Origin of the sequence: Blautia sp. CAG:257, from assembly GCF_000433815.1 — a bacterium.
GTDB lineage: Bacteria > Bacillota > Clostridia > Lachnospirales > Lachnospiraceae > Blautia_A > Blautia_A caecimuris.
Genome location: NZ_HF999069.1, coordinates 1 through 23,269, shown reverse-complemented (window position 1 = coordinate 23,269; position 23,269 = coordinate 1). Strand labels below are relative to the sequence as shown.

The window sequence follows — 23,269 nt, the reverse complement described above, 5'->3', positions numbered from 1 at the left end:
ATCAGATATCCGAGAACAGCAAACGTTCATTTTCATCTTCATACAGAGATTTCTTTGTTACTGTTCTGTATCTGATGCTGGTATTTTTCTCTATCCACTCTTTTTTCTTATTTTCTACCAGGCAGGTAAGCCCCTGATATCCCATGTTAAATTCATTTTGATAAACCAGCATGGAAATATCTTCGTTATCCAGAGCATTTACCGTCTGAGCAGTGTTTCCGGTTCCATATATTTTACAGATGTCCTGATTTTTTCCCCGGCTCTGTCTGCTCTCTTTCCACAGTGCGGCTGCCCGTTCTGTTGTGCTTTTATCCAGGGTTACCAGATAAGGAATCTGGTCAAAAAGCCCGGCGCTGAAGTCTCCGCTCAGGCTGCTTATCAGCACCTTACGACCTGAATTTTTCAAGGTATCTCTAAGTCCTTTATAGCGCAGATTCACACTGTCCCGTTCCATATTTTCTGTTATTATTGTTACCTTTCCAGGGGCTTTGGTCCGCTCCATATCCTCCAGAACAGCCTCCCCCAATGCCTTTCCCATAGCATAATCATCAGACCGGATCACAGGAAAAGAATCTCCCGCGCCTGTTTCCACAAAAATAATCGGAATAGAAATCATCATATTTTCCAGGGCTTCCTGAATCTCCCGGCTGTTTACAGCAGCCATTAAAATACCTGAACTTTTTCCGCGGATCTCCTTATTTACTTCCTTCATCTGATCTTCTGCCGTATCATTTTCTGAAAGGTAAATATAATTTACATCTACGTTCAGATCTTCTTCTGCCTGCATGATTCCCTGAATAAGAGTCCCCCACTCATCCTCTGTATTCTGATAAAGAATCACTGAATAAACATCCGAAGACTCTTTTTTCCGGGCAAAAACCCCGTAGTAATACAGGCCGCCCAGCGCGATCACAGCAGCCAGAAGGAGCGCCAGACTTTTCCACTGAAACCGTTTCTTTTTCATTGTCTGTCCCCCTTCTCCACACTGGAAGTCTCTTCTGTTTTGGGAAGATGAATCCTTACAGTTGTTCCTTCGTCCGGCTCGCTTTCAACCTCCAGGCCATACTCTGAGCCAAAATAAAGCTGAATACGCTGATGTACATTTTTCAGCCCTATGCCCGATCCTCTGCTCCGGGTTTCAGATTCCTCTGTCAGAAGTCCGGCCACCTGCTCTTCCGGCATTCCCGGACCATTATCCTCAACTTCTATAAAAAGCTCCTGATCCTTTGTATAAGCCCTGATATAAATTTCTCCCTCGCCGTCCATATATTCCATACCATAATAGATTGCATTTTCGATCAGCGGCTGAATGATCAGCTTAATTGTTCTGTACTTTTCAATCCCTTCTTCAACCTCAAAAAAGGAAGTGAATTTGTTCTTATATCTGTACTTCTGGATATCCAGATAGCTTCCTGCATGCTGCAGTTCCTCCCCTACTGTAATGATATTTCTTCCTCTGGAAAGACTGATACGGAACAGCTTTCCAAGCGCATGTACCATAAATACAGCGTCCTGATAGCGTTCACTTTCTATCATCCACATAATAGAATCCAGGGTATTATAAAGAAAATGAGGATTGATCTGAGACTGAAGGGCATCCAGCTCACTTTTTCGCTTTTCTTCCTGCTCTTTTACAATGTCATCTGTCAGTTTCCGCAGCTGTTCCACCATAGACCGAATGGTATTTCCCAGATGCTGAATTTCCGAAGAACCTCCAATATAAATTTCAGGTTTCTGATCTACACCAATAGATTTCAGAGAATTTTCCAGCTTTTTCAGAGGCTTGACAATTCGCACAGCCACAAACTGATTGGCAAATATCATCAGGCATACAGCCAGGATAATCATGATCACAGCCATAATTTCTGTTCTGTTAAAATCCTGGAACAGTCTGTCTGCCGGAGTTACACTGACAATTTTCCACCCGGTATAGCCCACTGTTTTTACCACAACTGTCCTGTCTTCGCCCTGAAATCTTTCTTCATATACACCGTCCTCGTAGTGACTGGCTACCATATTATTTTCTTTCAGCATATTGGAAAAAATAAGGTTCTGTTTGGGATGATAAATAATCTCACCATCACTGTTAATAAGATAAACATACCCCATATCCTGGCTGTTGATCTCTGTAAAAAGCTGACGTATTCCGCTGAAATTCATGTCAACCAGCAGAATCCCACCGGATATTTTTCCTTCTGTGGTAAGCTCAACTCCCCTGCTTAAAGACACTACCCAATAATAGCGTCCATTGCTGTTTTCAAAAATATTCTGCACATGAAGCTCTGAAAAATGAAGATTCTCCATTTTATTCTGGGCGCTGGTAAACCAGCTCTGCTGTGTGATATCTACATTATTTTTTACGTTTCCCACAGGCGCTGCTCCCAGCAGCTCACCATTCCCTGAAAAACATGCGATGCTTACAAGACTGTCTTTATTTACCTCATAAAGAAGGTTAAGTTCATGAGAAATATCATCCTTGCTCATGTCTACTTTTTTGATCACATTATAGTACATGGCGTCAGAAATACGCATCATGCTCCGGAGATAATTGTTCAGATTGATCTCCACCTGATTTACAAGCTGACGGGTATCATTCAGCATCATTTCCTTTGCTGCTCTGCCATAGCTCTGATAAAGAAAAACACCAATAAATACCATTCCAATCAAGGCAACCAAAGTAAAAGAAGCTGAGATCACAAACTGCAGATCCCGTCGTTTTATATGGCAGACAAGCTGATTCCATTTATTTTTTATGTACTTCATAAACCCATAACTCTTTTAATTTTAATCCTCATTCTTCTCCTTTACAGACATCTCTGCCCTGTATTTTGACGGGGAAATTCCATACTGCTTTTTAAATACATAGCTGAAATAATTGGGCTCCATATACCCCACTCTGGACGCAATGATATATGTTTTATCCTCTGTTGTACGAAGAAGCTCCAGCGCATGTTCCAGACGTATTTTTGTCAGATAAGCTACAAAACTCATGCCCACTTCTCTTTTAAATATTGTGGAAAAATAGGCGGCGCTTACATTCAGACAGCGGCACAGACTGTCCGCAGAAAGGTCGCTTTCTTTATAGTGTTCCTCAATATATGCCTTTGCCTGCTCTGTCAGCCGTGCTGCCGAATCCCGCCTTTCATGCCTGAGAACATGGCGCAGATTGGTACACACTTCCTGCAGCCATCCTTCCAGTTCCTCAACTGTTACCATCCTGTAAAGCTCCTGCCATGAGCCTGCATGGTCTCCAAAAATCTGGCTGGGCTGAAGCTTATACGCCCGTCCGATCTTCATAAGCTCAGACAAAAGTTCCATAAAAAGAAGCTGATACTGTCCCGGAGAGATCGGTTTCTTCCGGATACTGTCCATAATCTGAGCAATGGCTGCATTTGTTTCGTCCCTGTTTCCCAGCTTCACTGCATGAACAAGATTCTGAAACTCATATTCTGTAACAGGTATATTTTCCTCAGAGCTGGGCTCAATATCATTGATATAAAGCACCTGTCCGCTTCCCAGAATACTTCTGTATTCCATGGCATTTACTGCCTCTTCATAGGAAGTATGCAAGGCGTCAATATGTGTGCAGATCTGCCCCACAGCAGCTGTCACAGAAGACTTGAGAACACGAAATGCCATTTTACAGATCTGATCCAGATGATAAAGAACCTGCTCTGTTTCTTCTCTCTCTTTCATCATAAAAATTACAATTACCTGATCCAGAAAAGCAGTACTGAAAAAGCGGATTCTGTCCTGAAGATAGTCCTGAACCATGTCCTTTAAGGATAAAGTAAAAAGCTGGGCCGACTGCGCAGGCTCTTCTCTGGGACTTACATCCATATACAGAGCTGACACCACATAAAAAGGAGCCTCCAGATGCATTTCGTAGGTTTCCATCATCATCCTGGCCCGTTCTCCGGCAATCCTGCCCTCCAGAATTCCCATGACAAGCTGCTCCCGCATAGCGGGAAGGCTCTTTCGGTAATACTCTGACAGTCTGTTCAGATTCCTGTATTCGTCATACTCCTGATCCAGCTTTTTCCGGACTTTTGAAAACGCAGCCTCCATATCTCCTGCGCTGATCGGCTTCAGAAGATATTCTTCTGCTTCCAGGTGAACCGCTTCTCTGGCAAACTCGAAATCATCAAACCCGGAATAAATGATCACTTTCATATTCCGGTAGCTCTGCTTCAGATTTTTGCACAAAGTAAGTCCGTCCATATAAGGCATTTTAATATCTGTCATAACCACATCTATATGAAGCTGCTCTGCCATTTCCAGGGCTTCCTGACCATTTTCTGCGGTTCCCGCCAGACAGAATCCCAGCGCCTCCCAGTCGATTTTTTTCTTCATTGCCTGAAGAACATCAGCCTCATCATCCACAAGCAAAACATTATATAATTCCATAAGATTTCCTCCCCATTATAAAAATATTATACCATGGGAATCCTGTTTTATAAACGGATTTTTGAACACAGAAAAATGCCTTCCTGTATTTTTTCACCTTAAAAACGCACAAATTTCAGCCTCCGTTTTTGTATTATTTTTACAAAAACAAAAAATATTTCTTTCATATATTGACAAAAATTACACAAAGTACATAATACGCTTATAAATTGGTTCAACCAATGAGCCACCATACCAAAGGAGGAAGCACAATGACAGATAACCAGGATTTACTGGCAATGACCCATCTGGGAGAAGATCCCTCCAAATACATGAAGTCTGTAACACCGCCGATCTTTATGAACTCTCTTCATGTATTTGACTCAGTGGATGACTATTTCTCTGTAGATATTTTTAAAGATGAATATTACTACGGAAGAGCATCTAATCCAACTGTAACCATTCTTGAAAAAAAACTTGCCGCACTGGAACATGGAACCAGAGCTGTTGTTTTTTCTGCAGGAATGGCAGCCTGCGCCGCCGCAATCCTCGCTGTATGTAAAACCGGAAGCCATGTGATCTGTATGAAAGCAAGCTATGGTCCTGTACAGCATCTTCTCAATGATTTCCTGAAAGAAAAAATGGAGATCAGCGTAACTTATGTGGACGGAACCGATCTGAAGGATTTTGAAAATGCGATCCGCCCGGAAACAGACCTGATCATTCTGGAAAGCCCGTCCACCCTTATTTTTTCAGTTGTAGATCTTGAAGGTGTAGCAAAGCTTGCCCATGCACACGGTATCAAAACATATATCGACAACACCTACTCCACTCCGGTATTCCAGAAGCCGCTTGATATGGGAATTGATATTGTTATGCACACCATGACAAAATATATCGGTGGTCACAGTGATCTGATCGGTGGTGTTCTGATCTCCAAGGATGACGAATTTATGAAAAAAATCATGGTTCAGAGAGACTGGTTCGGAGGTGTACTGGGACCTATGGAAGCATGGCTTGCAATCCGCGGTCTGCGTACCCTGGATGTGAGAATGCAGAGACATTATGAAACTGCTATGAAAGTAGCTGAATTTCTGGAAAATCATCCAAAGGTAAAACATGTATACTATACAGGATTAAAATCTCATCCTCAGTATGAGCTTGCACGTAAGCAGCAAAAAGGAGAATGCGGTCTGATGAGTATTGAGATTGACGGTTCTGCAGAAGACACTGCAAGGTTTGTGGACAGCCTGAAGATCTTTGAACGTGGCTGTTCCTGGGGTGGCTTTGAAAGTCTTGCTATTGCCTATACTTATAACTGGAGTGAAGAAGAACAGGCTTTTCATAACCTGAGCAGAAGCATTGTGAGACTTCACTGTGGGCTGGAGGGAGCTGAAAATCTCATTGCAGATCTTTCACAGGCTCTTGATAAAATCTGATTGAGAGGACTTAATTATGGGAGAGAATACCAACGGAAAAACTAAAAAAACACCGGGGCTCGGACTTGCGCTTCTGCCGCTGGCGTTCATGTTTGTAGTATTGTTTTTGGGGTTAATTATTTTCAGCATAGATATTAAGATCTTACTTCTTATCTGTGCAGCATTTACCATTGTTTTATGTCTCCTTCTGGGCTATACCTGGAAGGATGTGGAAAATGAAATTGTAGATAAGCTGGCAAAGGCTTTTCCTGCTATCATGATCCTGATCACTGTAGGACTGATGATCGGCGCGTGGATCGTCAGCGGAACTATCCCGTTCCTGGTTTATATCGGACTTCAGATCATTAATCCAAAATTTATCATTGTAACCTCTTTCCTTGTAACAGTGATTCTTTCTGTCAGCACAGGAACCTCCTGGGGCGCTGCGGGAACTGTAGGAGCAGCTCTCATGAGCGTGGCTGCCGGCATGGGCGCTCCTCTTCCGGCAGTAGCAGGCGCCATTGTTGCAGGCGCTTACTTTGGAGATAAAATGTCTCCGCTCTCCGACAGCACCAATATGTCCGCCATTGCCAGCGGAACAAACCTTTATAAACACATCGGGCATATGTTCTACACTACGATCCCCGGTTTTGTTATCAGCTGTGTGGTTTATGTGATTGCCGGAATTTCCTTTGCCGGAAGCGGAGAAATCTCACAGGTTGACTCTATCATCACCACTCTGGCAGAGCTTTTTGACCTGAGTATGCCGGTAGGCCTTCTGCTGCTTGTACCGCCTGTAATTGTTGTTGCAGGCTCCCTCTTAAAGAAGCCTACCATTCCTGTTATGATGATCTCCTCTGCCGTAGCAGTAGTGATCGCAATGACAGTTCAGGATTTTTCCTTCCAGACCTGCGCAACAAGTATGGTAAGTGGATTCAAAATGGAAATGTTTACTGATCCGTCTCTGAATCTTGCAGGAATTGTCCAGGAAGTTCCAAACCTTCTCCAGAGAGGCGGTATGGCTTCCATGATGAACACAGCGCTGATGGCATTCTGTGCTTTTGGATTTATCGGAGCGCTTACTGTCTCCGGATGTCTGGATGTGATCCTCAGCCACATCATGAAGCACATTCATGGTACCGGACAGCTTATTACTGTTACTGCTCTTCTGGGCGTGATCATTATCACTGTAATCGGAGAGGCCTCTGTTACCTTCCTGATGATCGGAGGACTGTTCCGGGAAGAATATATTAAACGTGGTCTTGAAACAAAGAATCTTTCCCGTACACTGGAAGACAGTATCACTGTTGTGGAACCTCTGGTTCCCTGGTCACTGGCAGGTGTTTACATGACTTCCACTCTGGGAGTTCCTACTGCTCAGTACGCTCCATGGGCATGTCTTTGCTACACAGGTGTTATTTTTGCCATTATCTGGGGCTTTACCGGATTTGGTATTGCCAAAATTAAAAAGGGCGGAGATAACTACGACGAATATGTGGAACTGACAGGAAAAGAATTATAAAATAAACAGACAGGAACCGACATTGATATCAAATAGGTTCCTGTCTGTTTTTATAACCTGCTGTTTTTCCAGAATCTGTTCCGGTAAACGATTCTGTCTAAAACCAGCACACTTCCTATATAGTACTCCTGTCCAACTATTTCTGTCTGGAATGATCGAGCAGACTAAATCCATGCTCCAGGATTTCATCAACAGCTGCCAGAGCCGCCGCAGAATTAGAATTAAAAATCGCTTCTGCAAGCTGAAAATGCTGCGGGATCGTTGCAAGCCACACAGAATCATTTTCACCATCAGCATTCTCCCGCTGTACAAAACGCCTGTCACGGATTCCCTGGATCACCTGATGCACAGCCTTATTTCTTCCCATTTCATAAAGCTCTGTATGAAAGCTGTAATCCAGCGTGTGGCTGTAGATATTTTTGGAATACTTTTCCATAAGCTCAGACGCAATAGAAACGAGCTTTTCTTTTTCTTCCCTGGTTCCTCTGCTGATTGCATTCAGAACAGCCTGATGATCCAGAATCGTCTGAAGTTCCTGAAGCTCTTCTGTGGTACATTCTGTTAAACGGACAGAAATGGCGCTGTGTTCTCCATACGGATCCTTTACAAAAACTCCGCTTCCTGTTTTTACATAAATAAGTCCTCTGTCTTCCAGAATACGAAGGCCTTCTCTGACAGAATTACGGCTTGTCTGAAGCATTGCCGCCATGTCCCTCTCAGATGGAAGCTTATCATCCGGCTGCAGATTGTTCATTTTTATATAACTGTAAACAGCATCAGAAATTTTCAGATAAAGTGAGTCCTTTTCAACAGGTTTCAATAAAACATCATTTTTTTTCATATTCTCCTCTTTTTCGACTAATTGCATTATTTTTTCGAATTAACAAGTTCCAGAATCTCTTCTGCATTGTCCTGTGTCACTTTTACGTAATCAACCAGGGTAACGGGCTCTGTTTCCTCACCCTTCAGAAACCTAACAGCAAGCTCTGCCGCCCCGTGTGACTGGCTGAAATAGTCATTAAAAACCGTGCCTGTAAATTCTCCGTCAACAACACTCTGAACTGCTTCTTCCAGGGCATCCACCCCTGTCAGGTAAATGTCCTCTCCTACTGTTCTGTCTGCCTCCCGGATTGCTTCTAAGGCTCCCAGAGCCATAGCGTCGTTATTGCAGAATACCACTTCTATATCATTTCCAAACTCATCAAGGGCTTCCTCCATGATCTTCTGTCCCTGTGACTGACTCCAGTCTCCTGTCTGATCCAGAAGCTCCCTGGTTTCCACTCCTGCTTCTTCCAGAGCCTTAACAGAATACGCTGTTCTGTATTGAGTATCTATATTTTCCGGCTCCCCCTGTATCATAATATAGGAAACTTCTCCATCGCCATTAATATCGCCCTGATTCTCTGTTGCCGCAATTTCCTCTCCCTGAAAAATACCGGACTGCCTTGCGTCTGCGCCAATATAAGCTGCCTGGATCCCCTCCAGATCCCATCTTTCCATTTCCATGGAATCCGGCTGACGATTTATATAAACAACAGGAATCCCTGCCTCGCTGCAAAAATCTGTTATCATGGGAGCCGCAGAGGCGTGAACCAGATTCAGGATCATCACATCTGCCTGATCCGCAATAAATCTTTCAATCTGATCTGTCTGCTTCTCCTGATCGTTTTTTCCATCTTCCACAATGATATTTTTTTCATCAAAACCCAGTTCCTCTGTCAGATAACGTACAAGTTCTGTTCGATACAAAGTCATAAACGTATCGTCAAACTGATAAATGGAAATCCCGATCTTTGTATTTTCTGTATCTATGCCCTCCATATCCGGCTTTTGCCAGGTGGCTTCTTCCGATTTCTCTGCAGCCGGAACCGGTTCTGCTCCTGCAAATGCTGATGCAGCCGCCATCGTCCAGAACACTGCTGCCAGTATCTTACGTTTCATTTCATTTTCCTCCCTCAAAGCGCCCGAAAATCTGACTCCCGGTATCTTTATTTTAACAGTATTGCTGCCAAAAATATACATATTTTTTAGAGTTCCGGGATTTTGGCATCAATATGTCAACCATATGCAAAAATAATACTGTGCAGACAGTAGCCGGATTTTCCCCTCTCAGACTGTAATTGAACCAGAAGTTAAATGCCGGGGTAAATTACTTGCAGAAGAAAAACCCGTGTGTTATATTAAAAAAGAAAGAACAGACGACATCTGTCTTTATCATTATACTGTATTTGCAGCCGTTTCTATTTCTGTAGCGGCTGCTTACATTTTTATACGAAAACTTTGTAATACGGAACTGTAAATCAGTTCAATAAACGCAAAACCCAGCCCGATATAAGGTTCTGGATATGTTAGTGTTCACAGAGTATTCTTATTAAAAAGCTGCTGTGAACAGAATTAACAGTAATCTGAATATTGTCATACAAAGGAGAGTCCCAGCCTATGAACAAAAAAGAAATATCTGAAATAAAAAAACAGTTTACCCCTGACCGCTGCTGTATCACCCGTATCTGCGGCTGTTATGTGGATGGTGAAAAAAACAAAAAAACAGAGCTGAAAGAAGCTTTCCTTTCTCTTTCTGAAGAGGAAGCTTTTAAATACTTTGAAATTTTCAAAAAAACTCTTTCCGGCACCATCGGAAAAAATCTGATCAATATGGAATTTCCCCTGGAACAGGAAAAAGAAGGAGGAACCCAGGAATTCCTTCTGAAGCTCCGGGGAAGCAAGCTTCAGGATCCTGCACTTCTGGAGGAATTTTATGATAAGATCATCCAGTTCTACGATTATGGGGAAAACTACTACATTATACTGATCCATGCAGTTTACGATATTCCCGGCAAGTCCTCTGACGGCATGGAAATGTTTGATGCCTCTGACGAGATCTACGACCATATTCTCTGCAGCATCTGTCCGGTAAAGCTTTCCAAGGCAGGACTTTGCTACAATGCGGAAACAAATAATATTGAGGACCGCATCCGCGACTGGATCGTGGAAATGCCGGATCTGGGCTTTCTGTTTCCTGTATTTAATGACAGAAGTACAGATATCCACGGGCTTCTCTATTATTCAAAAAATGCAGAACAGCTGAGAAGTACCTTTGTGGACGAGCTTTTCGGCTGCGTTACTCCTCTGTCTGCAGGAGGCCAGCGGGATTCCTTTAATGCCCTTGTGGAGGAAACTCTTGGCGAAGACTGTGCCTATGATACGGTCATGAACATCCATGAAAAATTAAATGAATGGGTAGAAACGCAAAAAGATTCTCCGGAACCGGCTGTACTGACAAAGCCGGAAGTAAAACGGCTCTTTGAGGAATGCGGTGTGGAGGATGAAAAGCTGGAAACCTTTGATTCCTGCTATGAGGCCACTGCCGGAGAAAACACATCTCTCATGGCTTCCAATATTACCAATACCCGCCGCATGGAGATCAAAACCCCTGATGTGGTGATCCATGTAGATCCCGACCGGGCAGAGCTTGTGGAAACAAAGATCATTGACGGAAGAAAATGTCTTGTGATCCCCATGGAAGGCGATGTGGAGATCAATGGAATCCATGTGTCTTTTAAAGAAGACTCTTCTTCTCATTAAGTCTCTTCATAAAAAAGGGGATATCACAAACGGCTGTCAGCCTGTTGTGGTATCCCCTTTCTGAAATCATCTTATTTTTCTGCTTCTTCTGTTGGCTCAGGAGTAACTGTTGTCTCTGCAGTCTCTTCTTCTGCTTTCTCTGTTTCAGTTTCCTCTGCATCACTTTCCGGCGCTGCAGTGGGTTCCTCTTCTGTTTCTTCTACCGGCTCAAGAATTTCATCTTCTGCTGTAGTTTCCTCTGCAGCTTCTTCCGATGCTTCCGGTGTCTCTGTAGGTTCTGCAGTTGTACCGATCAAAAATTTATGGTTGTCCTTCAGTTCCAGAGTTTTCAACACCTTTTTGTCAACAGTGACCTCTGCTTCCTCCAACCATTTACCGGTTGTATTTGCATAAAACTCGTTCTGTTTCTCATTGAGAATTGATGTCTTCTTGTTCTCAGTAGCTTCCGGATCGTTTACTTTGTTCAGTCTTACAACATAAAAAGCAGTATCTGTTTCAATTACATCCGGTGCAAATTCTCCGTCTTTGAGAGTTCTCAGCACGGAAATAACCTCTTCCGGATAACCGGAGGATGTCAGATCTTCTTCGCCTTCCTCTTTGTCCTCTTTCTTTTCGTTTGTGTCAAAGGTTCCCTCCAGAGCGTTGTAATCCTCGCTGACAGATTTTACTGTCTCGTCAAAATCAGCTTCCGGATCTTTTTTCATTTCATCAAGGATTTTCTGCGCATCTTTCTTTTTGGCCTCAACATCCTTTTCTTCCAGGTCCGCTGTACTGATGCTTACATAGCTGAAAGAGGACTGCTGAGCCTCTTCATCCGGAATGTCAGTATCTACCTCGGCTATGATGGCATCATGCATTCTCATCTGATAAGTGCGCAGCTCCAGGTAGGTTTTTATCTGATCTTCTGTTACAGAAAGAGTCTCTATCGTCTCCTTGCTGTTGGCTTTCATAAACTGTGATGCAGCCTCTGCAATGGCTTTCTGGTCTTCCTCAGTTACCTCAACCTTGTAATCTGCTGCCTTTTCCTTCAGAATGTACAGGGTCTCCAGATCCTTCAGAGAATCCTCTACAGCCTGTTCTCCATAGGTTCCGCCGCCTTCTGCCTCGGATTCCCAGATGGGATATCCGGCCTGTCCGCCTCCCATAAGGCTTGCATACATTGCCTCTGCCTGTGCCTGGCTCTGGCGAACCATAATGCTTAATACTCCCATTGGAATATCGGTTCCGTTTACTGTAGCAACTGTCTGAGTTCCATCTAATTTCTTTTCACCGCAGCCGGCAAGCATTCCCATAGTCATTACGCCTGCAAGCGCAGCAACGGCTGCTCTTTTTAATCTTTCTCTCATATTTTCCTCCATTGTAGCCTGACTTCATTTCTACAAGTATAATCTTTTTTCACCCTGAGAGCAAGGAGAATCACAAAATTCCATGATTTTTCACACATTTTGCACAGATTCCCTACTCCTCTACCAGGCTGTTCAGCTCTGTCAGGAAATCTGTCAGAGCTTCCAGAGGCCTTCCCTGAGGTGTGTAGATAAATTTCGGTTCCTGCTCTGCCTTAAACTGCAGTCCTCTTCTGTACTTCTGCATAAGAACCGGGATTCCTGCAGGATCTATATGCGCTTTTTCGTAAAGAGTGATTCTCATATCCCTTCCAAGCTGCTTGATCTCTGTTACATAGGAACGGTGGGCCAGAGCCTTCATTCTTGCAATGGCAAGAAGATTCAGCACTGCCTTTGGCATTTCCCCGAAACGGTCCAGAAGCTCTTCCAGCATATCGTCATAATCCTGCTGGCTTTCAATTCCTGCAATTCTCTTATAAATATCCAGCTTCTGATATTCGTTGCTGATATAGGTATCCGGAATAAAAGCGTCTATAGTCAGGTCAATGGTAGTTTCAAAGTCCTCCATTGTATGAATACCCTTTGCTTCCTTGACAGCCTCACTGAGCATTTTGCAGTAAAGATCATAGCCAACTGCATTCATGTGTCCGTGCTGCTCTGCTCCCAGAAGATTTCCCGCCCCTCGAAGCTCCAGATCCCGCATGGCAATCTTAAACCCGCTTCCCAGATCTGTGTATTCCCGGATAGCAGAAAGTCTTTTTTCTGCCGTTTCCTTCAGCATGGTGTTTTTCCGGTACATGAGGAAAGCATAGGCGGTTCTGTTTGATCTGCCAATCCGCCCCCTGAGCTGATAAAGCTGGGAAAGTCCGTACCGGTCTGAATCATGGATGATCATTGTATTTACATTGGAAATGTCAAGGCCTGTCTCAATAATGGTTGTGGAAACCAGTACGTCAATGTCTCCGTTGATAAATGCAAACATAACATTTTCCAGTTCCCGCTCGCTCATCTGTCCGTGGGCAAAATCCACCCTGGCATCAGGCAGAAGTCTGGATAATCTCAGCGCAACCTCTGCGATATCATTTACACGATTATATACATAATATACCTGTCCGCCCCTGCGAAGCTCACGGTTTACCGCTTCTCTTACCGTTTCCTCATCATACTCCATAACATAGGTCTGAATGGGAACACGATCCATAGGGGGCTCTTCCAGAACGCTCATGTCACGGATTCCGATGAGGCTCATGTGAAGTGTTCTTGGAATAGGCGTTGCAGTCAGAGTCAGAACATCAATATCTTTTTTCAGCTGTTTGATCTTTTCTTTGTGGACTACGCCGAAGCGCTGCTCCTCGTCAATGATCAGAAGTCCCAGATTCTTAAACTCCACATCCTTTGAAAGCACTCTGTGAGTTCCCACAATAATATCAACCTGGCCTTTTTTCAGATCACTGATCGTTTTCTGCTGCTGGGCGGCTGTCCGGAACCGGCACAGAAGATCCACTCGTACAGGAAACTCTTTCATTCTCTGGACAAAGGTATTATAAACCTGCTGTGCAAGAATGGTGGTTGGCACAAGATAAATCACCTGACGGCTTTCCTGAACAGCCTTAAATGCTGCCCTCAGAGCCACCTCGGTTTTTCCGTAGCCTACGTCGCCGCACACAAGACGGTCCATGATCTTGGTACTTTCCATATCTTTTTTTGTGTCCTCAATAGCGGCAAGCTGATCCTCTGTTTCCTCATAGGGAAACATTTCCTCAAATTCTCTTTGCCACACAGTATCCGGACCGCACACATAGCCTTCCTTTTCCTGGCGCACCGCATAAAGCTCCACCAGCTCCTTTGCTATGTTCTGCACAGCACCCTTTACTTTTGATTTTGTCTTTTTCCACTCCTGGCCTCCCAGCTTGTTCAGTCTGGGTGTTCGGGAAGCCTCTGCCCCGGAATATTTCTGAAGAGAATCCAGCTGAGTAGCAAGAATATAAAGATTGCTTCCGCCCCTATACTCAATCTTAATATAATCCTTTACGATCCTGTCTACTTCAACCTTTTCAATTCCTTTATAAATTCCAAGTCCATGCTTTTCATGGACAACAAAATCTCCGATGGACAGCTCGGAAAAATCCTGGATTCTCTGCCCGTTATAGGTTTTCTTTTTTTTGCGCGGCTTCTGCTCCTTGCCAAAAATATCCGTTTCTGTAATAACCGCAAACTTTACAAGAGGATACTCAAAGCCCTTTCTTGCATGGCCGTAAACCACCATGATCTCTCCGGGATTCAGAATACGTTCGCTGTCCTGTCCGTAAAAAGCATTCAGACCCTGATCCTGAAGATCCTTTGCCAGACGCTCCGCCCTTGTCCGGGAGCCTGACATAAGAACGATCTGATAGCCCTTATTTTTGTACTGCTGAAGATCCTTTACCAGTAGCTCAAAGCTGCTCTGATAGGAGCTCATGGATTTCACTGTAAGATTGTGATTTCCGGTAATATTCCATCCTGATTTTTTGGGGTCCAGCGCAGAAAGAGAAACGCAGTTGCGTTTATTCAGCTTATGGCAGACCTCCTCCCAGGAGCACATCCATCCCTCGGAAAGATTCTGCTGGCCTTTTTCCTGACGGTTGCGGCAGCTCTGACGGAATTCCTCCTCCACAGCCTGTGCATTTTCCGAAAGGCGGTTGGGCTCATCCAGAAATACCATTGTTTTTTCCCGGTCAAAATAATCCAGAAAGGTCAGGCCGCTTTTTTCCGCCTGCTGCTCTGCCGCCGGATAAATGGTGATCTCTTCCAGATTTTCCAGAGATCTCTGGCTCTGGGTATCAAAGCTTCGGATAGAATCGATTTCATCTCCCCACAGCTCGATTCGCCAGGGATTTTCTTCTGTCAGAGAATAAATATCAATAATCCCGCCTCTCACAGAAAACTGTCCGGGCATTTCCACCTGCCCCACGCGCTCATAGCCCATGCTTACAAGAGCAGCCTTTAATTTATCAATATCAAGCTGGCTGTCATTGTGGAAATAGAGAAGCTGCTTCCGGATTTCCTCCAGAGGAGCGAGAAAGTCCATACATCCGTCCACACTTGTAACCACTGTGATCTCTTCTGAAGTAAGAAGAGCCCGGATCACCTGCATCCTCTGCCGTATCAGCAGATTTCCGTGGATATCCGCCTGAAAAAACAGAAGATCCCTTGCCGGATAATAATAAACATTTTTGTCATAAAAACGATAGTCCTCATAAATCTGCTTTGCGCTGCGCTCGTCCTCGGAAATAATCAGATGACATGGAAAAAGCCCGGAAAGCCCATATATCATATGTGCCTTCTGGGACTCCATACAACCGCTGACAGCCAGGACGCCACGGTTATCTTTTGCCTGTTCCCGTATCTGTTCCATCTCTGCAAGATTCTGCAGAGGCTGCAAAAATGTTTTCATACGACCCCCGTCTTTTTGTTGAACTCATTCATTGCTGCATCTGTTCCTCTGGAAAGGATCATTTCCACAGCCTTGCAGGCTCTTTCCTGAGCCTCATCCACAAGCTTGCGCTCCTGTGTGGAAAACCTTCCCAGTACATGATCTGCCAGATCCCAGCCCTGTGGCTTGGCTCCTACGCCCACCTTGATGCGCACAAACTTCTGCGTTCCAAGCTGTTTGATCAGATCCTTGATCCCGTTGTGTCCGCCTGCACTTCCCTGCTTGCGGATTCTTAGCTGTCCCGGCTCCAGATCAATATCGTCATAAATTACGATCATCTCTGTTTCCGGATCAATTTTAAAATAATTTGCCATATCCCGCACCGGGCCGCCGCTTAAATTCATATAAGAAAGTGGTTTCATCAGAAGCACCTGCTCTCCCCCGATGATTCCCTTTCCGTACATGGCATTGAACTTAACGCCGCCCTGGGGAATCCTGTGTTCCTCCACCAGACGGTCGATCACATCAAAGCCCATGTTGTGCCGGGTGGCTTCATACTGCCTTCCTGGATTTCCCAGACCAACTACTAAATACATGCCGCTCTCCTTAATTAAAATATACCATTTCTTCTTCCAGAGGTTCACATGGCTCTACAAAATCTGCGTAAAGCACAATTCCCTCTCCCTGGTATTCCATACGGTTCTCAATTCCTACCTTTGCAGTCACTTCTACCCACTGGCCCTGCTGAAGCTTAGGCGCAAATGCACTTTTGCACACATAGCCAAGGAAGGTTGTATCGTCTGCACAGCAGGTCATTGCCGTACGGCCCGGAACAAAGAATTTGCTTCCCATTCCTCTGGGCTTCATTACCCTTGCCTTAAACTTTACAGTTTTATTTACATAGGTTTCCGGATGATCCATAGCGTCCACAAACCAGATTCCATAATCCTCCGGCAAAATATCGATCACAGGCGCATTGACGTCAAAGGGCATCTCATCCTGGAAAATATCGTCAAGCTCGCCTTCTTCGTCCTCAAAAATAATCTCAGCTCTCTGGTTTGCCACCTTGATCCCTCTTCTGTAGGTAGGAAGAGGATCTTCTTTTTTACAGCGGTTAAACACAACCATATCGCTGTTTCTTACCATGTCCATAAAAATAGATTTCATGTTTGCCATATACATCTGGAAGGTGCTGGCGTCTACACAGGTGATCTGCTGCTCTACTCCCCAGCCCTCCGGCTTCTGCATTTTTTCAAAATTGCTTACAAGCCACATGCCGTTATACTCAATGATAACCCGTTCCGGCTGGTACAGAATGTTCATGGCAGCAAGACGGTCCGTAGTAAGGTCTTCCTCTTTTTCAATGATCTCCACTACTGTATTGCTCATTTCCAGAACAGCCTTGTCATATTCCACTTCTCCCTCTTCACAGAGAATCAGAAGAGTAGTTCCCTCTGTATAAAAATAGTCCTGCTGCAGGGTAAAATTCAGGAAAGAGGTTTTTCCGCTTTCCAGAAAGCCTGTGATCAGATAAATCGGTACTGTAATCTCGTTCATTTATTCCTCCTGATCTGCCTTATAATCCAAAGATCTCAGCCAGTTTTTCCTCATTTAACTTGGAGCCGATAACACAGAGACGGCCTGTATATTCCGGCGCGCCTTCACGGATCTCTGTTTCTTCCGGAACCATATCAAAATAGATCCAGGTTCCGTCCTCAGCCGGAAGCATTCCCTTTGCACGAAGGATCACGCCATACTCCCCTGACTCAGAAAGGGTAGCAAGGATCTTTTCAAGATTCTCTCTGGAATACTTTTTAACAGTCTCACGTCCCCAGCTTGTAAATACCTCATCTGCATGATGATGGTGGTGATCGTGATGGTGATTTCCGCAGCCGCACTCATGGTTGTGGTGATGTTCATGCTCTTCATGATCGTGTCCGTAGCCGCACTCGTGATCGTGGTGATGCTCATGCTCTTCATGATCGTGTCCGCAACCGCATTCGTGGTCATGATGATGTTCATGCTCTTCATGATCGTGTCCGCAGCCGCACTCGTGATCGTGGTGATGCTCATGCTCTTCATGATCGTGTCCGCAGCCGCATTCGTGGTCATGATGATGTTCATGTACATGTCCGCACTCCGGGCATACCTCCTCTTCCATCATCTCCTGTTCCAGAGATACCGGATTTTCCATTACCTCAAGAAGCTTCTTTCCGTCCAGATTTTCTATAGGGGTAGTAATGATAGCTGCTTTCTTATTCAGGCTGCGGAGAAGTTCCATAGACTGCATTGCCTTTTCCTCATCCACAATGTCTGTTCTGCTCATAATGATAGCGCCTGCATACTCTACCTGATTGTTAAAGAACTCGCCAAAGTTTCTCATATACATTTTGCATTTTTTTGCATCTACCACTGTTGTATAGCTGTTCAGCACAAGACCTGTTTCCTCCTGAACATCCTGCACAGCGCGGATCACGTCAGAAAGCTTACCTACGCCTGACGGCTCGATAAGGATTCTGTCCGGATGATATTTGTCGATCACTTCTTTCAGAGATGCTCCGAAGTCTCCTACAAGAGAGCAGCAGATACAGCCTGAATTCATTTCACGGATCTCAATTCCTGCCTCTTTCAGAAATCCGCCGTCAATACCGATCTCTCCAAATTCATTTTCGATCAGAACTACCTGCTCGTCCTGGAAAGCTTCTTTCAGAAGTTTTTTAATAAGAGTTGTTTTTCCAGCTCCGAGAAAACCTGAAATAATATCAATTTTTGTCATGATTTTGCCTCTTTTCTGTTTTTGTTTTCAACGTACATTTGACCAGGAAGCAAAAACACCCCCTGGTCGCAGCCACTTATATATGCACACAACGGGGACATGAACCTGTCATGCCCCCGCTTTTTGCTTCATAATATCAGCCGTTGATCATAAAGTTTAACAGCTTATCGATATCTTCTTTCTCATATGCAACGATTTCCAGCTCCGGAATCTCTCCGCCGGAAAAAATGTTTGCCAGAGATACGTACTGGGACAGTTTGGATTTCAGGTTCAGTCTGTCTCCCTCTCCTGTTACAAGTTCAACTTTACCGTTACAGCTATCTACTACTTCAAAAAATTTGTCTACATCTTTAATATTGGATACTTTCATTTTTATTCTCCTTTCAGAATTTCTATTATCGGTTCTTCGTCATAAGTAATTGTCTGTTCCTTCAGACGCGTACAGTATAACGCATCTTTTTATAAAATGCAATGGTTTTTCTGCCAAAAAATCTGACAAAACATTACTTGTTTTTTATATCCGGAAACCGGTCAGAATGTATTCCAAGTCACCTTAAACGATAGCATTTTTATATTTAATATGTAAATACCGCTACTCCGTATGGCGCAAGGGGATATGCAAAAGAGAATTCCCGGTTGTCACACTCTTTGGATTCCGCCTTAAAGGTCTGTGGTTTTTCCAGAAGTCCGTTCTCATCCATGATCAGCTTATACTGTTTTTTCTTCGGAACGCCCACTCTGTAATCGCTTCTCTCTACCGGTGTGTAATTAACCACAAATAAAAGATTGTTCCTCTTTGTAGGAGATTTGCGCACAAAGCTGAAAATACTTCTGTCTCCGTCATCTGCATTGATCCACTCAAAGCCTTCCGGATCATTGTCCGCTTTATACAGCGCCGGATATTTTTTGTACATATGAAGAAGTGTTTTTACAAAGGACTGAAGATCTTTGTGGTTCTCCTCTCCCAGAAGGTACCAGTCAAGTTCCCTTTCCTCGCTCCACTCACGAAGCTGTCCAAACTCCTGCCCCATAAACAGAAGCTTTTTGCCCGGATGGAAAAACATAAATGCATAGGCGGCCTTCAGGTTCTTAAACTTATCATCCGGATACCCGGGCATCTTGTTCAGCATGGAGCACTTCAGATGAACTACCTCATCATGAGAAATAACCAGAATGTACTTTTCACTGTAGGCATAGGTCATGGAAAACGTCATTTTATTATGGTTGAATTTACGGAAGTACGGATCTGTTTTCATGTACTCCAGAAAGTCGTTCATCCATCCCATGTTCCATTTCAGGGAAAATCCAAGTCCGTCGTCCTCTGCCTTGCCTGTTACTTTCGGCCATGCAGTTGATTCCTCTGCGATCATCACGGTTCCGTGATTTCTTCCCAGCACAACCGTATTCAGGTGTTTAAAAAATTCAATGGCTTCCAGATTTTTATTGTCCCCGTACTTGTTGGCAACCCACTGTCCGTCCTGCTTGCCATAGTCAAGATACAGCATGGAAGCAACTGCATCCACACGAAGTCCGTCCACATGACATTCCTCAACCCAGAAAAGAGCATTTGCTATAAGGAAATTCTTAACCTCCGGGCGGCCGTAATTGTAGATCTTTGTACCCCAGTCGGGATGCTCACCCTGGCGCGGATCCTGATGTTCGTATACGGCTGTTCCGTCAAAATTCGCCAGACCGTGGGCATCTTTCGGGAAATGTCCCGGAACCCAGTCAAGAATAACGCCGATTTTGTTTCTGTGCAGATAATCTACCAGATATTTAAAATCCTGGGCGCTTCCATAACGGGAGGTAGGCGCATAATAGCCGGTTACCTGATAGCCCCAGGAGCCGTCAAAGGGATGCTCTGCGATTCCCATCAGCTCCACATGAGTATACCCCATATCCTTTACGTATTTTGCCAGCTCATGAGCAAACTCACGGTAATTGTAAAATCCGTTTTCGTCCTCATTTTCCACCGCATGTTTTCTCCATGAACCCGGATGCACTTCATAAATGGACATGGCATCTGTGTTTTCATCAAATTCCACACGTTTTTTCATCCATGTAGAATCTTTCCATTTATAGTCCCCGATATCTGCAACCTTTGACGCGGTTCCCGGACGAAGCTCTGCTTCATTGCCATAAGGATCTGCCTTGTAAAGCTCCTCGCCGTGCATTCCCACAATAAAAAACTTATAAAGATCTCCGATCTTTGCCCCCGGCACAAATACCTCAAACACACCGATAGGCCCTGCCTTTACCATTGGGTTTGCCTCTGTATCCCAGCTGTTAAAATCGCCAACTACAGAAACAGACTGAGCATTTGGCGCCCACACCGCAAAATAAACTCCTTTTTTTCTTCCCTGCGTTGTGGGATGCGCACCAAGTTTTTTATAAATATCATAGTGTGTTCCCTGACCAAACAAATACTGGTCTAACTCTGAAAAATGCATTTTCTCTCCCATCCGGAAATACCTCCCTTAATCCCTGTTTCTATTTCAATTTATAAATCTGGCTTTCCCCCGGCGCCAGTGTCACTCTGAGACTGCCGTCCTGAAGTTCCGGCTCCCGGCCGTCAATAAGGCTTGCCCAGGACTTTCCGCTCAGAGGTTCCCTGATGCAAAGCTCCGCAGGCCTGTCATCATTGTTCACTGCCACTACGATCCCTTCTTCTCCCAGTATTCTTGCAAACGCATACTGCCGGTTAGTCAGAAGAAGCTCCTGATATCTGCCGTCCGCAAGAGCCGGTTCCTGGCTGTGGATCCTGCCAAGAAGCGTCACCCACTTAAGAAGCTGCGGATTATCCGGATGCAGAAGCGCTTCCTCAATATCAACTGCCGGACGAAGAGGATCGTCATTTCCGCCTTCTTTACGTCCCTGTATACCCCATTCAGATCCATAGTAAATGGAAGGGATTCCCGGAAGTGTAAATAAAAGCGTATATACGGTGAAAATATGCTCCGGAACATTGAGCTTGGATGCGATCCTGTCCACATCATGATTGTCCACAAAGGAATAAAGCCGAAGTCCTTTGTATATTCCGCCGTTTTCATCAAATTCTCTCCGGATAGTATGAGCGATCTCAAAATAATTGTGGTCGTTATGACCGGAATAAAGCCCCTTGTGAAGCTCATAATTTGTCACGGAATCCAGCATTTCCGGTTTTACATAGCGGCTGTAATCTCCGTGGATCACCTCGCCCATCAGCCAGAAATCCGCTTTCTTTTCATTGGTAAACCGCCTCATTTCTTCCATAAAGGAAAACTCCAGACAGTCCGCACAGTCAAGGCGGATTCCGTCAATATCAAACTCATGGATCCAGAAGCCGATTACATCCAGAAGATATTCCCACACCTTTGGCTCCCGGAGATTGAGATTTACCAGTTCAAAACAGTTTCTCCATGCCTCATAGCCAAATCCGTCATTATAAGGCGAATTCCACCCAAAATTAATTCCCTTGTACCAGCTGCAGTACTGAGACTGTTCTCTGTTTTTCTGAATATCCTGAAAGGCAAAGAACTCTCTTCCTGTATGGTTAAATACACCGTCCACTACAATTCGTATATTCATTTCGTGGGCTTTTTCCACGAAGCCTTTAAAGTCCCGGTTGTCTCCCAGACGCCTGTCCACCATGCGGTAGTCTTTTGTATCGTATCCATGGGATGTTGATTCAAATAACGGCCCGATATAGATTGCCGTACATCCCAGTTCCTTTATATGAGGGAGCCATTTCATCAGATCCTGAAATCTGTGAACCGTCTCCCCACCTTCATTTCTTCTTGGTGCTCCTGTCATTCCGATCGGATACATGTGATAAAACACTGCGTTTTCATACCACTTTCCCACTAAGCTGCCCTCCCGAGATGTTCTAGATATTTATAAATCTCTCTACTTCTGCCACAAACAGACCAGCATTTTCTACCTGTTTCTCAGCCTCTGTTCTGCTTGCAATAAAAAATCATCATAGTCAGATTTCTCACGTAATAACGAACTGCTTTTAATAATAAATGATAATTTTCTATCCATATATTCAGTTTTCAAAAATTCTTTTGTAAAAAAAGCAATTACACCAGAATGCTTTGATGAATCAAATCCCCTTAAAATATTTGCTGCACGCATAGCATGAAAAACCGCGTAGTAAGAACGATTGAGCGCTGTTTTATACTGTCCTATTTTTAAATTCTCTTTTGCCGCTTCTAACATCTCCCACGCTCTTTTAATGCGATATTGTGCCAAATCCTCTAAGCTGCCCTCCAAAGTACAATTCCCTCCTCCTCAATGTTTTTATAAAACGGAAGAATTTTTCCCCATTTTTTCATACGTTCTTCAGGAATATCAACAATAGAGAACACTTGATTAAACCGAATATCAAGCTCCGCAGCCCAGTTGATGAATTTATCCTTTGTCTCTTCATCTATTTCATTTGTTATAATAATCGCAATATCAACGTCACTTTCTTCTGTTGCTTCATTCCTGGCAACAGAACCAAACAGAATGATTCTGGAAATCTTATCCTGAAAAATTTCTGTTAATCCGCTTATCAATTCATTTACAATAATAGATGACAGCATATGATCACCCCCAGATTTGATCCGCAATTCCTCTATCCATATTATACCCAAGTTTCCCGGGCTCTTCAACTGCATTTTGTATTGTTTCAGACATTCTGCCGGCGATTCTGTTACTGTCTGCACGATTCACTTTCTCACAGATTATTTTTTATTTACCGGGATGAACAGGACAAAATATGCTGGTTTCCCGGTAAATAATCCCACCCCAAAACTTGACATAGAGCCAGTCGCCCCCACCCGTAAAACGGGTGGCTCGACGGAC

18 protein-coding genes are annotated in these 23,269 nt (G+C 44.2%); 3 read left to right on the top strand and 15 right to left on the bottom strand.

Annotated features, from left to right (window positions below):
- Position 1: 1 nt before the first annotated feature.
- The 3 genes from QVP40_RS08445 to QVP40_RS08435 are packed head-to-tail and all read right to left on the bottom strand — an operon-like array spanning position 2 to position 4,407.
- On the bottom strand, positions 2–964 hold the full coding sequence (locus QVP40_RS08445) for a sugar ABC transporter substrate-binding protein (RefSeq protein WP_022068023.1): 963 nt from the start codon (positions 962–964) through the stop codon (positions 2–4).
- On the bottom strand, positions 961–2,763 hold the full coding sequence (locus QVP40_RS08440; protein ID WP_022068022.1) for a sensor histidine kinase: 1,803 nt from the start codon (positions 2,761–2,763) through the stop codon (positions 961–963). Before QVP40_RS08440 ends, QVP40_RS08445 begins: the two co-directional genes overlap by 4 nt.
- Positions 2,764–2,784: 21 nt before the next feature.
- Complete coding sequence (locus QVP40_RS08435; RefSeq protein WP_022068021.1) at positions 2,785–4,407, bottom strand: response regulator; 1,623 nt, start codon at positions 4,405–4,407, stop codon at positions 2,785–2,787.
- 251 nt (positions 4,408–4,658) lie between these two features.
- Between QVP40_RS08435 and QVP40_RS08430 the strand changes: the two genes are divergently transcribed.
- Together QVP40_RS08430 and nhaC are read left to right on the top strand one after the other, a co-directional pair.
- Positions 4,659–5,825, top strand: coding sequence for a trans-sulfuration enzyme family protein (locus tag QVP40_RS08430; protein WP_022068020.1), 1,167 nt, complete (start codon positions 4,659–4,661; stop codon positions 5,823–5,825).
- A gap of 16 nt (positions 5,826–5,841) precedes the next feature.
- Complete coding sequence (nhaC, locus tag QVP40_RS08425; RefSeq protein ID WP_022068019.1) at positions 5,842–7,326, top strand: Na+/H+ antiporter NhaC; 1,485 nt, start codon at positions 5,842–5,844, stop codon at positions 7,324–7,326.
- Positions 7,327–7,462: 136 nt separating this feature from the next.
- Here nhaC and QVP40_RS08420 read toward each other — a convergent pair whose 3' ends face one another.
- Both QVP40_RS08420 and QVP40_RS08415 read right to left on the bottom strand, forming a co-directional pair.
- Positions 7,463–8,167, bottom strand: a complete 705-nt coding sequence (locus QVP40_RS08420; protein WP_022068018.1) for a FadR/GntR family transcriptional regulator — start codon at positions 8,165–8,167, stop codon at positions 7,463–7,465.
- A 26-nt stretch (positions 8,168–8,193) separates the two neighbouring features.
- On the bottom strand, positions 8,194–9,267 hold the full coding sequence (locus tag QVP40_RS08415; protein ID WP_022068017.1) for a galactose ABC transporter substrate-binding protein: 1,074 nt from the start codon (positions 9,265–9,267) through the stop codon (positions 8,194–8,196).
- 498 nt (positions 9,268–9,765) lie between these two features.
- On the opposite strand from QVP40_RS08415, the gene QVP40_RS08410 reads away from it, so the two are divergent.
- The gene (locus QVP40_RS08410) at positions 9,766–10,908 is read left to right on the top strand and encodes a DUF4317 domain-containing protein (RefSeq protein WP_022068016.1); all 1,143 of its coding nucleotides are present in this window, start codon (positions 9,766–9,768) and stop codon (positions 10,906–10,908) included.
- 71 nt (positions 10,909–10,979) lie between these two features.
- On the opposite strand, the gene QVP40_RS08405 is transcribed toward QVP40_RS08410, so the two are convergent.
- From QVP40_RS08405 to QVP40_RS08360, 10 genes are all read right to left on the bottom strand, one after another.
- Entirely contained in the window at positions 10,980–12,254 is a 1,275-nt protein-coding gene (locus tag QVP40_RS08405) for a peptidyl-prolyl cis-trans isomerase (protein ID WP_022068015.1), read from the bottom strand.
- A 112-nt stretch (positions 12,255–12,366) separates the two neighbouring features.
- A complete protein-coding gene (gene mfd / locus QVP40_RS08400) occupies positions 12,367–15,684 on the bottom strand; it encodes a transcription-repair coupling factor (protein ID WP_022068014.1) in 3,318 nt (1,105 codons plus the stop codon).
- The gene (gene pth, locus QVP40_RS08395) at positions 15,681–16,259 is read right to left on the bottom strand and encodes an aminoacyl-tRNA hydrolase (RefSeq protein ID WP_022068013.1); all 579 of its coding nucleotides are present in this window, start codon (positions 16,257–16,259) and stop codon (positions 15,681–15,683) included. Before pth ends, mfd begins: the two co-directional genes overlap by 4 nt.
- Before the next feature lie 10 nt (positions 16,260–16,269).
- Positions 16,270–17,220 (bottom strand): TIGR03943 family putative permease subunit, encoded by a 951-nt coding sequence (locus QVP40_RS08390; RefSeq protein WP_022068012.1) that lies wholly within the window; start codon positions 17,218–17,220, stop codon positions 16,270–16,272.
- A gap of 19 nt (positions 17,221–17,239) precedes the next feature.
- Entirely contained in the window at positions 17,240–18,439 is a 1,200-nt protein-coding gene (locus QVP40_RS08385; protein WP_022068011.1) for a CobW family GTP-binding protein, read from the bottom strand.
- A 136-nt stretch (positions 18,440–18,575) separates the two neighbouring features.
- The gene (locus tag QVP40_RS08380; RefSeq protein ID WP_022068010.1) at positions 18,576–18,809 is read right to left on the bottom strand and encodes a hypothetical protein; all 234 of its coding nucleotides are present in this window, start codon (positions 18,807–18,809) and stop codon (positions 18,576–18,578) included.
- Positions 18,810–19,014: 205 nt separating this feature from the next.
- Positions 19,015–20,901 (bottom strand): 1,4-alpha-glucan branching protein GlgB, encoded by a 1,887-nt coding sequence (glgB, locus tag QVP40_RS08375; RefSeq protein WP_022068009.1) that lies wholly within the window; start codon positions 20,899–20,901, stop codon positions 19,015–19,017.
- 28 nt (positions 20,902–20,929) lie between these two features.
- Positions 20,930–22,282: an alpha-amylase family glycosyl hydrolase gene (locus tag QVP40_RS08370; protein WP_022068008.1), complete on the bottom strand. Its 1,353-nt coding sequence runs from the start codon at positions 22,280–22,282 to the stop codon at positions 20,930–20,932.
- Between the two features lie 72 nt (positions 22,283–22,354).
- A complete protein-coding gene (locus tag QVP40_RS08365; protein ID WP_022068007.1) occupies positions 22,355–22,693 on the bottom strand; it encodes a HEPN domain-containing protein in 339 nt (112 codons plus the stop codon).
- Positions 22,678–23,007, bottom strand: a complete 330-nt coding sequence (locus tag QVP40_RS08360) for a nucleotidyltransferase family protein (protein ID WP_022068006.1) — start codon at positions 23,005–23,007, stop codon at positions 22,678–22,680. The genes QVP40_RS08365 and QVP40_RS08360 overlap by 16 nt, the downstream gene beginning before the upstream one ends.
- Between the last annotated feature and the right edge of the window lie 262 nt (positions 23,008–23,269).